The following is a 12,302-nucleotide window of genomic DNA, read 5'->3' on the forward strand; positions in this document are numbered from 1 at the left end:
GGCTGACACGGTGATCGCGTCAGTTTGCGACACGTTCGGGCGAAACGCAGACGGGCGCAAATAGTTCCATACTATTCGCTCAAATTCTCATCAGGGAATCAGGCAGATCCTTGAGGCGTGGAGAATGGGAGAGATTTGCAAAATTTTAAAATGAATATCGAACAACCAGAATAAATGAGACGAGGTATTATTCGTCACTTGGTTGAAGCGGCGACCATTTCCATTCCCAATATTCCATCAGCTCATCTTCAAATTTATCGTTCTGTGCGTGATAGTAGTGTGAGTGCGGCACGGGAATGCTAACCGAATCTTCTTTGAATCCAATCTGCTTTAAAAATTCAATATATCTGGCTGTATCGCCATAGGCATAGATAACGTTGTGCTGATCATAAACCAAAGTACCATTACCATTGGCAGAACCAATCCAGAAATGATGCCGCCCATCGGTTTCAAGAAACGGTTTGAAAGCAGTGCAAAAGTCCTCTGCCTCCTTGAAAGATAAAGGCCCAGAACTTTGATATCTGCCTTGCTCGCGCTTAGAAAGGCGAGGAACCAGCAGTATATATAAAAGGAAATAACCTTCGTCCCACAACCCGGCGAGCAATAAGAGAATATCAATCTGGTTCTCATTAGGTGCGATTACCAAACGGTCAGGCCCGGTCGTTTTCTCTATCTGAAAAATATTGCCGTAAGAGAAGCGTTTTACCGCCTCATAAGCGCCTTGACCAAACTTCGTTAGCGGTCCGAACATTTTATTGCCTATAGATCAATAAGTTGTTTTCGGAGAATGGCGGAGGGGGTGGGATTCGAACCCACGGTAGGCTCTCACCTACGCCGGTTTTCAAGACCGGTGCCTTAAACCGCTCGGCCACCCCTCCATCCTGCACGGATATTCATCATGGCGGATCGGTTATTCCGCCACATCTATCCGAGCTGATCGGAGGCCTTTATATCTATTCGCATTGCTGCGTCAACCGGCTCCGCAGCACTGATGCACATTCTATGTACGATAATGACACCTTGCGCATTTCCGCGCGAACAACACGGTTGAATGCCATTCCAAAAGGCCGTCGGTGGCGCTGGATGAAGGTCAGCGCCACCGACGAAGCAAGCCCTGGTCAGGAGCCCGCTTTTGGGAATTCATTTTTCCAATTTCCAAGGATGGCCGTTAACAGCCTGATTCATCGACAAAAGATCGAAGAACTTGCTCTCCAGCAACGCTCCACAAGCGCCCGTTTGAACCGGACTTGGCGTCGAACAGCACGTATTGCCCGTTACGGCTATCGGATTTCTGTTCTGAAATGCGCCACGACGTTTCTGACTATTGGGCCTGGCAGCGTTTGAAATCCACCCAGTTAATTCATCTCCACCATTTCACACCGACTCCTGCGGCATTTCAGGCAGAGTTACCCAATATTTACAGTGTGTCAGCCCCGTCTGCTCAGGTGCGAGCTTTAACTGTCGCAGTTTTGCGACAAACCATGGCAAAAAAATCAAAATCGCTCAGGAAAGGCCAAGACGCTTCAATTTGCGGTGCAATGTGGCGCGGCTGATACCCATATCGGCGGCTGCAGCAGACACATTGCCGCCGCTTCGCGCCAGTGCCCGTTGAATAGCACCGCGTTCAGCGGTGGCAAAATCACGCGACGTTGGTTGATGCTGCCCCAGAAGATCGGCAGCCGGCAATGGAGCACTAAGCACCTCATCGGTCAGACCGAGCATTTGGCGTGCGGATCGCGAAGCGCCAACCACCAGATCATCCTCATCAACAGCAATGAGTGCGTTCAACGCCCGCTCGCTCATCACATTATCGCCGGGAGGAGCCAGAAGAATTCGTGCCTTGGGAAACGCAAGACGGAAGTTTTCCGCTTCTACACGCCGCGCAGCATCAGCCACGGCAATGGAAATCAGCTTGACGAAATCATCGGTCAGATCGTGTCGTGCCGAGGACACGTCAATGACAGCAGCCAGACGGCCACGATGATCAAAAATTGGTGCAACAGTGCATGATAATGCCGTGTTTTTACTGCGAAAATGCTGATCACGATGAATGGTTAGCGCGCGTTGCTCAACAATAGCGGTACCAATTCCATTCGTTCCCTCGGTTTCCTCGCTCCATACGGCGCCTGTCCAAAGACCCATTCTGTAGAAGGTTTCGTCGTCGCCGATATAGCCCCGCCGGTCCACCGGAACGCTGTCTTTGTCCGCGAGCAGGATGCAGCAACCTGCCCCGCCCACCGCCGCATAAAGCCGGTCCAGACTGGTTTGAGCGGTGAGTATCAACGAGCCCATGCGCTCGCGTGCCTGATTGAGTTCATATTCTGTCAGAATGTTTGGTCCGCGGCCTTCAATTGGATTGAGGCCATAGAGACGCATCGACCGCCGCCAGGAAGCAATCAGAGCCGATTGCGCAGCAGCATTGCCCGACGAGAGCGCTGATTCAATGTATTCAGCGTGCAAACCGCTTTGCAGCGTTACCATGGTCCCCTCCGAGGCCGCGTAGTGAAACCAGACTATGGTTGAGTGATCACCACGGTCAAGCCCACACTTTACGCTATATTAAGGAGTCCATTCGGGCGATGACGGGCAGAAAGCGACACCGTAAACGACAATAAATAGTCATATCAGGTCAAAATCAAACATCAGACCTGCTGGGTGCTAGGCATTGGCCGCGTGCAGAACCTTGGGTCTGCTCTGTTCGTGTTCGCCAATATAGGTTCGCGTCAAAGGGATAACGTTGTTTCTTTTTGCAATCTGGAACTGGAAAACCACGAGATCCTCGTACCGAAATGCAGACTCGGCAGCGGCGAGATAGAATTCCCACATCCGGCAGAAACGTTCATCATAGAGCGCCGCTGCGTCCTGCCACCGCGCCATGAAGCGTTCGCGCCAAGCGGATAAGGTCGACGCATAATGGAGACGCAGAATTTCCACATCAGTGACCATCAATCCGGCTTTCTCGATTTCCGGAATGATTTCCGACATGGACGGGATATAGCCACCCGGAAAAATATACTTGTCGAGCCACGGTGTGGTGAAGCCCGGCACTGCCGAACAACCGATCGTATGCAGGACCATCACGCCATCCTCGTCGAGCAGTTCCGCGCACTTCCTGAAAAACTGTCCATAGGATGCAGCGCCGACATGCTCGAACATGCCGACCGAAACGATACGGTCAAATGTTCCATTCAGGCTGCGATAATCCTGCAGGGCAAAGTTCACACGGTTGGAGTGGCTTTTCGTCCCCGGTCTGTTTCTGGCAAACTCAAGCTGTTCTTCTGATAGGGTAACCCCAAGCACCTCACCCGACGGTGCCTCATCAGCCAGATGCAGCGCCAAGCCGCCCCACCCGCAGCCAATATCGAGGACCCGGCTATCCGGTTGCACCAGAAGCTTGGCAGCCAGATGCCTTTTCTTGGCAAGTTGTGCCTCTTCCAGGCTCTGTTCGGGATGTTCGAAATAGGCGCAGGAATATTGCCGGTCTGTATCGAGAAACAGACCATATAGCCTGCCGTCCAGATCATAATGATGGGCGACGTTGCGCTTCGAGCGTGCTGGCAGATTGCGCTGGCGAAAGCCTCTGAAACGAGCCCGCAAACTGTCGATCAGGCGGGCGGGAAGCGGGTGTGTTTCGTTCTGCGCCTCACGCAACACCAGACAGAGAAAATCATAGATCGTACCCTGCTCGACGATGAAACGCTCGTCCATGAACAACTCACCGAGTTGCATGTCGGCATCCATGAGAAACAGCAGTTGCGCCGACCGGTCGGCAAAACGCACGACTACCGGATCGCCGGTTTCATCGCCAAAAACAAGGCGGACACCGCTTGCCGTTAGGACAGTCAGCGAGCCTTTGGTCACAATGCGGGAAAAAGCGAAACGAAGAATCCGGTCCACGAACGAAAGAGGCATGCAGACACTCCTGAGGCGATACGTGTCAGGCTCCTATCATGCGGCGATGATCACAAGATTACGCGAACCTGATGCCAAAATGAAATGATCGCTGCTTATATCGTCAGAACATGGCGGAGCCGGTCGCCCATAGCCTTTATATCGCCAAGCGATTCGTGGCCGATCAGCATGAAGGCATGGGTGTCGCTGGACCAATATATGACATTCATGCCATGACGCCGTTCGCTATCAGGAGCTTTTGCGCCCTTGGAGGACTGAACGATACAAAGAGCCATTGGTGCCTGCGCCGCATCCAGATAGGTAATCTGTCCGAGCGCCTTGCCATCATAGGTGAGCATCTGGGCACGTTTCAACGTGGTTCCCGGCAACTGCACCAACTCAGGTGTGAGATTGAGACCAAGTTTGACGCCAACACCACGCAATTGTTCGGTTTGCACTGCCACGTCAGCGGGAGCGTTACCCAATGTGTCGCTGGTATAGAGCGACATATATTGCGCGACGACCGAGCGCCAGTCACTGCCATCCTGATCGCCGTGAAGGCTTGATTGAACACCAAGGAAAGTCCGGTCCACTGCAATACCAATAGCGATGAAACCAATTGCAGCGGCCAGAAAACCGCGACGATTCCAGCCATTTGCCTGTTTCCTGACCTGCTCTGGCGGCAAAATCTCAGCAAGCATCGCATCGAGCTTGGCCTTTGGTGCACTGTCGAGCAACGGAATAAAGGCATCGCGGAACGGCAAGTTGCTGGAAGACAGGAAACGCAGCCGATCAGCAACGGCTTCGTCTCGTTCGAGCAGGTTTTCGACTTGCTTGCGTGTATCTGGATCGAGTTCTCCGTCCAGAAACGCCACCAGCATCTCATCGCTTCCGATTGTCTCTCGGTTGGGATCGGTCATGGCGCGCTCCCTTCCATTCTGTCTGATCCGGCGGAGGCCAGCTTCGCACGTGCCGCAGCAAGCCGGCTCATGACAGTGCCAATGGGTATTTCAAGCAGATCGGCAACCTCGCGATAGGAAAGCTCTTCGACATAGGCAAGGAAAACCACAGTTCTCTGCGCTTCAGGCAACGCCTGAACCTGCCGGAGCACCTGATTGGCAAAAATGTGAGTCTCGGTATCGCGTGCCCCATCAAAAACAAGGGTCTCATCGGCATCAACGAAGCCCTGCCCCATGCGCACGCGCCGGGAGCGGACCTCGTTGAGCCAGATGGAATACAGGATTGAAAACAACCATCGGTCGAGCCGGGTGCCGGGAGTAAACTGGCCTGCCCGCTCCAATGCACGCACACAGGTTGCCTGCACCAGATCATCGGCAACGTCACGCTGATGCGATAACACCACAGCGTAACGCCAGAGCCTCGTAAGGTGTTGGGAAAGTCCCGCCCTGATTTCCTGCTCGTTTGCGATGGTCGCCTCCGCATCGGACCGGGAAACACGGTCCGATGACTCTCTGCTACGCTTTGCCTGACTATAAGCAGGAACCGCTGGATATGCGACAGACATGATGCATCCGGTTTGAATTGTCATGGTCATCCGCCGATCTCGCTTCAATCAGGCGCTTCCTTCCTCACATCTTTGTCGGGTTTTCGATCGCTTCGGCCAAATCGCGATATTCCTCGCAGTCTGTGCCGCAAATACCCCTGATCTTGGCGAGTTGATCCTTGGCAAGGTCGAGATGACCTTTGATGACATAGGCCTCCCCAAGATATTCACGCACCTTGGCATATTGCGGATCAAGCTGAACCGATTTCATATAATAGCCGATGCCCTCGTCGGTGCGCCCAAGCTTGCGCGTCGCATAGCCGCGATAATTGAGGGCAATAGCGGTATTCGGATTCTTCAGCGTATCAAGGATAGCCAGCGCTTCTTCGTAACGCCCGGCTTCTGCAAGCGCATAAGCGTAGGTTGTCAGGTCAGAATCGGGAAGCAAGCTGCCTTCCTGCTTGACACATTTCTTGGTTTTTGGGTTCCAGACCTCCCCTTTCGGACAGGTTGGGGTCGCGCTGTTATCCTCGCCCGCCGCATAGACCGGGCTCGATAATGCAGCAACCGCAAGGCATGCGCCAAACAGGGCTGCGGTAACGGATAGTGAATTGGCTTTGTTCATGATGACGTTCTCTCCTGCATCAAAACGACTGCAATGAGAGAACACGCCAACTATTCATTTTATTCGGCCTGTCCGCAGAATTTTGATCAGGACGGGAACAAAATTTCCGCAAAGCAAAAAATCCCACCAAAATTGTCCATCACATTGGTGTCAGGACTTAAAATTGCCCGCCACGCTCTCTATATGCATCTCGCGTGCTCAAATTGGCCGGGTGCGTAACAGGAGAAACTTATGTCTGGCACTGCTTCCCGCATTATTCGCATCGCTGTGTTGCTCGTTCTGGCCCTGGCGGTGACGCTGAGCGCTTTTGATATCGCCGACGCGCGGCGGGCAGGTGGCGGATTTGGCAGTCGTGGTACACGCACTTTCGATGCGCCCGCAACCACACGGACCGCGCCCTCTCCTGCTGCCCCAATTGAACGCTCTATGACGCCGCGCCCGCAGACAAACCAGCCTTCTGCCATGCAGCCGCAGATGAACACACAACGTCCGGGCTTCTTTGGCGGTTTCGGCCGTTCCATGATCGGTGGCTTGCTGGTTGGCGGCCTGATCGGCACGTTGCTCGGCCACGGTTTTGGTGGCGGCTTCGGCTTCCTCGGCATGCTCTTGCAGATCGGCCTTGTTATCGGCGCGGTCATGCTGGCCATGCGCTTCTTTGCCCAGCGCCGGCAATCATCTGCAACGGCATCAGGTCCCTCGTTCAATCAGGCATTCGGCCGCCCGGCTGATCCGTCTGCATCGCCTTCGTTCCGTATTCCAAGCATTGGTGCGGCGATGGGTTCGGGCTCTGCGGCTCCAAAGCCAGCACCGGCCCAGTCTTCGCAGGCATCGGATGAGCTTGGCATTTCGCAGCAGGATCTGGACAAGTTTGAACAGCTTCTGACCGAAGTGCAGACAGCTTACGGCACGGAAAATTATGCGGTTCTGCGGACGCTGACCACACCAGAGGCCATGTCCTACCTTGCCGAAGAACTCGGTGAGAACGCAACGAAGGGCGTGCGCAACAGCGTTTCCGACGTCAAACTGCTTCAGGGTGACATCGCTGAGTCTTGGCGCGAGGACAATGCCGAATACGCAACACTGGCAATGCGCTATTCAAGCGTTGATGCGATGCTCGACCGCACAACAGGCAAGCTTGTTGATGGTGATAACACGAGGGCAAGTGAAAGCACTGAGGTCTGGACATTTGTCCGCAAAAATGGCGACGACTGGAAGCTGTCAGCTATTCAGGCCGCATAAGCTCAATCTAGCCGGCCCATACTTATAATTCCGGCGCAGGAGCCTTGCTTCTGCGCCGGATTGATTCTGCGGGATTGGTTTGCAGTTATTTCACAACGTGCCAGACACCACCGACGCCATCACCCGTTGTCTCGCCTTCTTTTGTGTCCTTGGCAAAGGTGTAAAGCGGCTTGCCATCATAGGCCCACATATCTTTGCCATCAGAAGCTTTGACAAGGGACCATTTGCCTTCGGCCTTCGCCTTGGCATCCGCATGGAAGGCCGGCCACTTCTTCAGGCAATCCGCATCGCAATTGGATTTGCCTTTTGCATCCTTGTCGAACGTATAGAGCGTCAGGCCCTTTTCCGTGGCAAGCACCTTACCGAGTTTGGTTTCCACCGTCTTTGCTGGCTCTGCAGCATAGGCGGACAGGGTCGTGGCGGCCAGAAGACTCATTGCAATCACAAGTGTTTTCATTGTTTTCACTCCCTTATCGGTTTGACCGGTGAGACACCGGCATTGCCGTTTTACGCGAACGACGTTCGCTATTCATGACGATGCGACCCATTCTGATCCGAATTGAGGCACGGTTGAGCAAAAAACAAACAACTATTGAGACGATTGGTAACAAGACGAAAACAGCGTATTGGTTACTGCAATCAGTTGTGAGCTGAAGATGGACTGCCCGCAAAAAACCGAGATTTGATCTTATCTGCCCCGCCATACCGCACCGCATTGTGATGCGGCGTCTCGAACATTCAAAGTAATGATCTGAAAAATGCGACTGCTGCTGGTTGAAGATGACATGATGCTTGGCTCTTCGTTAAAGAAGGCGCTGGAGAAGCATGCCTATGGTGTGGACTGGATGCAGGACGGTGAATCCGGACTGGCCGCAATACAGGATTCCAGTTTTGCCGTTGTTATTCTCGACGTCAATCTCCCCAAGATGAGCGGACTTGAAGTACTCCGGGCGGCGCGCCGTGACAAAAACCTCGTTCCCATTCTCCTTTTGACTGCACGCGATACCCCGCTTCATAAGGTTGAAGGCCTCGACAACGGGGCGGATGATTATCTGGTCAAGCCGTTTGATCTTGATGAACTGCTGGCGCGATTGCGCGCGCTCGTGCGTCGCAGTGAAGGTCGGGTCGATACTGTTCTGCGATGCGCTGATGTGGAAGTGGACCCAGCTGCCAAGGTAGTGCGCAAAGCATCCACGCAGGTCATGATGACCGCCAAGGAGTTTCAACTCCTGAAGCTCCTGATGGAGCGATCCGGCAAATACGTCACAAAAAGCGATATTGAATATGCACTCTACAGCGCGGAAAGTGCCGTCGAGAGCAATACGACCGAGGTGACAATCTATAATCTGCGCAAAAAGCTGGGCAGCGATTTCATCAAATCCATCCGCGGTGTGGGCTATATGGTGGATGCATGAGCCGTCCCACCCTCACCCGGAAGCTCTTTTTCCGGATTACGCCGACGATTCTCATCACCATGGCAATCATCGGCGGATTTGCCTTCAACAGCGCCACCCGCGAAATCAACAATGTCTATGACGCCCAGCTGATCAACGACGCCAATGTGTTGTGGATGCTGCTGCACAATCAATTTGACGAAGAACCCGGAGACGCTCCACCGAAGCAGATCGCCGACATCGATTTCAACATGGGCAACCAGCTCGCGCTGAATGAAGATGCGGATGATTATGCCGATGCGCATATGTTCCGCGCATGGAAGGAGAATAAGATCGTTCTCTTTTCGGGCTCAACCTTTCCGGCGGAAATTTCGATGCAACGGGCGGGTTTTACCAATGTTCGTTATGATAGCGAGCAATGGCGGATTTACTCGCTACCCATCCCCGAAACAAAGGTCGTGATCGAGGTGGCTGAAAAGATCGCCATGCGCCAGACGCTGGTGTCAAACATTCTGCTCAACCTCATTTTCCCGCTGCTCATTCTCATCCCGCTGATTGCTATGCTGATCTGGTTTGGCATCAATAGCGGCCTTAGCACCATCCGTATGCTGGTGCAGCAAATCCGAAGTCGCTCACCGGATGACTTGTCAGCAATTCCAGTTGATACGCTGCCAAGGGATCTTTCACCGCTTGGCCGGTCGATCAATCAGCTTCTTGAGGATCTGGACGATTCGCTGAAAGCCGAACGGCGTTTTGCCGATCATGCGGCGCACCAGCTGCGCACACCACAGGCGGCGCTGAAATTGTTGCTACAGATGTTATCGCAGGCAGACAGCGAGAAAGAACGTCAGTCGATTCTTGCCGACCTCGTCATCAGCAATGAAAAAGCCACCTATCTCATCGAGCAATTGCTGCGCGCTGCGCGTGTTGGCCATCAACCGATCCAACTTCAGCCTGTCGCACTTTACAGCACCGTGGCATCAATCGTCGCTGAAATGGGAAATTTGATAACGGCCAAAACATTGGACATGTCGCTCGACGGTGACGAAAAAGCATTGGTCAGGGCAGATGATCCTCTGTTGCGACTGATGGTCAGCAACCTGATTGAGAACGCCGTGAAATATACGCCTGCAGGTGGCCGCATTCGCGTGGGCGTTACGCTTGCCAACAATTTCTGGCGTCTGTCCATTTCCGACAGTGGTCCCGGTATCGCCGAGCACCACCGGGAAGCCGTTTTCCAGCGATTCTATCGCATCGATACACCGCAGATCGAAGGAACCGGTCTCGGATTGACGATTGTTGCTGATATTATCAAGCGGTTGTCAGGCACGATCGCTTTGAAGTCTCCGGCCTCGGGCAAGGGTCTGCTCGTGGAAGTGCTTCTACCAAAAGCTTAATTTTGCTGTTTCCAAGTAAGCATGAAGGCCTTTGCTGATTTCAGTTTGGCATCATCTTGGCATAATTTAGCAATCAGTCCTGAATGCTAGAAGCTCCTCACATTGCACGAGGAGTGTCTGCATGCATGTATTTTGTGATTTCGACGGGACCATTTCCCTCGAAGACGCCACAGATTTCATTCTGGAACGATTGGCCAGCCCGAAATGGGAGGAAATCGAACAGGAATGGAAGCAGGGTCTTATTGGTTCCGCGGAATGCATGGCACGTCAAATCGCTCTGATCCAGGCTACGAATCAGGAGCTGGACCGCGCACTTGACGACATTGCCATTGATCCCACCTTCCCCGCTTTCGTCGATTTTTGCTGGGCACAGGCCATCCCTGTCACCATCATCAGCGATGGCGTTGACTATTTCATCAAACGCATTCTTGCCCGCTACAATCTCGATTACCTGCCTGTTATCGCCAACAAACTGACGATATCGGGCATCAACGGCCACACGCGCTATCAGTTGAGCTCGCCTTACAGCGATGCCGATTGTTCATCGGCTGCCGGCGTCTGCAAATGCCGCTCGGTCGAAGCTTTCGATACACGCGTCTATATCGGTGACGGCCGTTCCGATTTCTGCGTCTCTGACAAGCCGGAACTGGTGTTTGCCAAAGACAAACTTGCCGAATTTTGCACCGAAAGGGCCATTCCTTTCGTTGGCTATCAGAATTTTTCCGACCTTACCCAGAGCCTGAAGAATGCACTCCCCGGCTTTACCAGCCGTCCAGTGAGCGTCCCACGTTACGCCACGGCGTAAATCTACAACAGAAGAGAATCTTCATGAACATCAACCTTGCTATCAAGCAGACTGACAATGCTGCGTCGCAGCAGACATCCGAAGCTGAACTTCGTGCCCTCGAACAGGAATATTGCTCCCATGGTGATACGGTCCATTACACCGACCACCCCATGTTCTTCGAACGCTGCGAAGGCTCATATGTCTACGATGCGACGGACACGCCGTTCCTTGATCTGCAGATGTGGTATTCGGCTGTCAATTTCGGCTACCGCAATCCGCGTTTGAACGCCGCTGCACACCGCCAATTGGATACACTGCCCCAGGTTGCGTCGCAGTATCTACATCGCGAAAAGGTTGAGCTGGCCGCCATGATCGCCAAGGATGCCGAGCGTAAGTTCGGCGCCAAGGGTCGTGTCCACTTCAACGTCGGCGGCTCGCAGGCCGTTGAAGATTCACTTAAGCTGGTGCGCAACTATACCGGCGGCAAAAGCCTGATGTTCGCCTTTGAAGGCGGCTATCATGGCCGAACCCTCGGTGCATCGGCGATTACCTCAAGCTATCGCTATCGCCGCCGTTATGGCCATTTCGGTGACCGCGCTCAGTTTATCGAATTCCCCTACCACTTCCGTGGCCCGAAAGGCATGACCAAAGAAGAGTACGGCCATTACTGCGTGCAGAAATTCGCGCGCCTGTTTGAAACTGAATATAATGGCGTATGGGACCCGAAGACCGGCAAGGCAGAATACGCTGCATTCTATGTCGAACCAATTCAGGGCACGGGCGGCTATGTCATCCCGCCAATGAATTTCTTCAAGGAACTGAAGAAGGTTCTTGATGATCACGGCATCCTGCTTGTCGTCGACGAAATCCAGATGGGCGTCTACCGGACCGGCAAATTGTGGTCGATCGAACATTTCGGCGTAACACCCGATGCGCTCGTATTCGGCAAAGCAATCACCAATGGCCTGAACCCGCTTTCCGGTGTCTGGGCCAAGGAAGAAATGATCAATCCAGGCATTTTCCCGCCCGGCTCGACCCATTCGACCTTCGCCAGCAATCCGATGGGCACTGCCATTGCCCTCGAAACCATGAAAATGCTCGAAGAAGAAGATTTTGGCGCGGCGATCATGGAAAAGGGTGCCTATTTCCTTGATGGCCTCAAGGAGTTGCAGAAGCGTCATCCGACCATCGGCGACGTTGACGGGCTTGGCCTCGCGCTGCGCGTCGAGATTTGCAAGGAAGACGGCTTTACGCCTGACAAGGCAACCCTCGACTGGATGTCCGATGAAGGCATGAAAGGCGATCTGCTTGTCGGCGGCAAGAAGTACGGTCTCGTGCTGGATGTCGGCGGTTACTACAAGAACGTTATCACGCTGGCGCCAAACCTTCTGATCACACGCGAAGAAATCGATCTGGCTCTGAACCTGCTTGATCAGCTTTTCGTGCGCGCCGCCAAGAGATAATC

Annotated in this window: 13 protein-coding genes and 1 tRNA gene; 6 read left to right on the forward strand and 8 right to left on the reverse strand. The window is 53.5% G+C overall.

The window, feature by feature from the left end:
• Window positions 1-187: 187 nt before the first annotated feature.
• Window positions 188-751, reverse strand: coding sequence for a hypothetical protein (locus BLU05_RS00085; RefSeq protein ID WP_091876817.1), 564 nt, complete (start codon window positions 749-751; stop codon window positions 188-190).
• A gap of 37 nt (window positions 752-788) precedes the next feature.
• Window positions 789-878 (reverse strand) — tRNA-Ser (locus tag BLU05_RS00090).
• Between the two features lie 124 nt (window positions 879-1,002).
• On the opposite strand from BLU05_RS00090, the gene BLU05_RS00095 reads away from it, so the two are divergent.
• The gene (locus BLU05_RS00095) at window positions 1,003-1,344 is read left to right on the forward strand and encodes a hypothetical protein (protein WP_091876819.1); all 342 of its coding nucleotides are present in this window, start codon (window positions 1,003-1,005) and stop codon (window positions 1,342-1,344) included.
• Window positions 1,345-1,503: 159 nt separating this feature from the next.
• On the opposite strand, the gene BLU05_RS00100 is transcribed toward BLU05_RS00095, so the two are convergent.
• The 5 genes from BLU05_RS00100 to BLU05_RS00120 form a co-directional block, all read right to left on the reverse strand.
• A complete protein-coding gene (locus tag BLU05_RS00100) occupies window positions 1,504-2,481 on the reverse strand; it encodes a GAF domain-containing protein (RefSeq protein WP_091876821.1) in 978 nt (325 codons plus the stop codon).
• Window positions 2,482-2,658: 177 nt separating this feature from the next.
• Window positions 2,659-3,912, reverse strand: a complete 1,254-nt coding sequence (locus BLU05_RS00105) for an SAM-dependent methyltransferase (RefSeq protein WP_091876823.1) — start codon at window positions 3,910-3,912, stop codon at window positions 2,659-2,661.
• A gap of 95 nt (window positions 3,913-4,007) precedes the next feature.
• Window positions 4,008-4,811 (reverse strand): anti-sigma factor family protein, encoded by an 804-nt coding sequence (locus BLU05_RS00110; protein ID WP_175540488.1) that lies wholly within the window; start codon window positions 4,809-4,811, stop codon window positions 4,008-4,010.
• Window positions 4,808-5,416, reverse strand: coding sequence for an RNA polymerase sigma factor (locus BLU05_RS00115; protein WP_091878341.1), 609 nt, complete (start codon window positions 5,414-5,416; stop codon window positions 4,808-4,810). The genes BLU05_RS00110 and BLU05_RS00115 overlap by 4 nt, the downstream gene beginning before the upstream one ends.
• 64 nt (window positions 5,417-5,480) lie before the next feature.
• Window positions 5,481-6,020, reverse strand: a complete 540-nt coding sequence (locus tag BLU05_RS00120; RefSeq protein ID WP_091876825.1) for a tetratricopeptide repeat protein — start codon at window positions 6,018-6,020, stop codon at window positions 5,481-5,483.
• Window positions 6,021-6,251: 231 nt separating this feature from the next.
• On the opposite strand from BLU05_RS00120, the gene BLU05_RS00125 reads away from it, so the two are divergent.
• The gene (locus BLU05_RS00125) at window positions 6,252-7,259 is read left to right on the forward strand and encodes a TIM44-like domain-containing protein (RefSeq protein ID WP_091876826.1); all 1,008 of its coding nucleotides are present in this window, start codon (window positions 6,252-6,254) and stop codon (window positions 7,257-7,259) included.
• Window positions 7,260-7,344: 85 nt separating this feature from the next.
• Here BLU05_RS00125 and BLU05_RS00130 read toward each other — a convergent pair whose 3' ends face one another.
• Window positions 7,345-7,716 carry a COG4315 family predicted lipoprotein gene (locus tag BLU05_RS00130; protein ID WP_091876830.1) on the reverse strand — a complete coding sequence of 124 codons (372 nt, stop codon included), beginning with the start codon at window positions 7,714-7,716 and terminating at the stop codon, window positions 7,345-7,347.
• A 301-nt stretch (window positions 7,717-8,017) separates the two neighbouring features.
• Between BLU05_RS00130 and BLU05_RS00135 the strand changes: the two genes are divergently transcribed.
• From BLU05_RS00135 to BLU05_RS00150, 4 genes are all read left to right on the forward strand, one after another.
• On the forward strand, window positions 8,018-8,674 hold the full coding sequence (locus tag BLU05_RS00135) for a response regulator transcription factor (RefSeq protein ID WP_091876832.1): 657 nt from the start codon (window positions 8,018-8,020) through the stop codon (window positions 8,672-8,674).
• A complete protein-coding gene (locus BLU05_RS00140; protein ID WP_091876834.1) occupies window positions 8,671-10,050 on the forward strand; it encodes a sensor histidine kinase in 1,380 nt (459 codons plus the stop codon). Before BLU05_RS00135 ends, BLU05_RS00140 begins: the two co-directional genes overlap by 4 nt.
• A 121-nt stretch (window positions 10,051-10,171) precedes the next feature.
• The gene (locus tag BLU05_RS00145) at window positions 10,172-10,855 is read left to right on the forward strand and encodes an MtnX-like HAD-IB family phosphatase (RefSeq protein WP_091876837.1); all 684 of its coding nucleotides are present in this window, start codon (window positions 10,172-10,174) and stop codon (window positions 10,853-10,855) included.
• A gap of 23 nt (window positions 10,856-10,878) precedes the next feature.
• Window positions 10,879-12,300 carry an aspartate aminotransferase family protein gene (locus BLU05_RS00150; RefSeq protein WP_091876839.1) on the forward strand — a complete coding sequence of 474 codons (1,422 nt, stop codon included), beginning with the start codon at window positions 10,879-10,881 and terminating at the stop codon, window positions 12,298-12,300.
• Window positions 12,301-12,302: the final 2 nt, after the last annotated feature.

Origin of the sequence: Phyllobacterium sp. OV277, from assembly GCF_900104355.1 — a bacterium.
Taxonomy (GTDB): domain Bacteria; phylum Pseudomonadota; class Alphaproteobacteria; order Rhizobiales; family Rhizobiaceae; genus Phyllobacterium.

Bases quoted from the DNA above. Each gene is read 5' to 3' on its own strand.
- BLU05_RS00085 (WP_091876817.1), bottom strand. From the start codon at position 751: ATGTTCGGACCGCTAACGAAGTTTGGTCAAGGCGCTTATGAGGCGGTA.
- BLU05_RS00095 (WP_091876819.1), top strand. From the start codon at position 1,003: ATGTACGATAATGACACCTTGCGCATTTCCGCGCGAACAACACGGTTG.
- BLU05_RS00100 (WP_091876821.1), bottom strand. From the start codon at position 2,481: ATGGTAACGCTGCAAAGCGGTTTGCACGCTGAATACATTGAATCAGCG.
- BLU05_RS00105 (WP_091876823.1), bottom strand. From the start codon at position 3,912: ATGCCTCTTTCGTTCGTGGACCGGATTCTTCGTTTCGCTTTTTCCCGC.
- BLU05_RS00110 (WP_175540488.1), bottom strand. From the start codon at position 4,811: ATGACCGATCCCAACCGAGAGACAATCGGAAGCGATGAGATGCTGGTG.
- BLU05_RS00115 (WP_091878341.1), bottom strand. From the start codon at position 5,416: ATGTCTGTCGCATATCCAGCGGTTCCTGCTTATAGTCAGGCAAAGCGT.
- BLU05_RS00120 (WP_091876825.1), bottom strand. From the start codon at position 6,020: ATGAACAAAGCCAATTCACTATCCGTTACCGCAGCCCTGTTTGGCGCA.
- BLU05_RS00125 (WP_091876826.1), top strand. From the start codon at position 6,252: ATGTCTGGCACTGCTTCCCGCATTATTCGCATCGCTGTGTTGCTCGTT.
- BLU05_RS00130 (WP_091876830.1), bottom strand. From the start codon at position 7,716: ATGAAAACACTTGTGATTGCAATGAGTCTTCTGGCCGCCACGACCCTG.
- BLU05_RS00135 (WP_091876832.1), top strand. From the start codon at position 8,018: ATGCGACTGCTGCTGGTTGAAGATGACATGATGCTTGGCTCTTCGTTA.
- BLU05_RS00140 (WP_091876834.1), top strand. From the start codon at position 8,671: ATGAGCCGTCCCACCCTCACCCGGAAGCTCTTTTTCCGGATTACGCCG.
- BLU05_RS00145 (WP_091876837.1), top strand. From the start codon at position 10,172: ATGCATGTATTTTGTGATTTCGACGGGACCATTTCCCTCGAAGACGCC.
- BLU05_RS00150 (WP_091876839.1), top strand. From the start codon at position 10,879: ATGAACATCAACCTTGCTATCAAGCAGACTGACAATGCTGCGTCGCAG.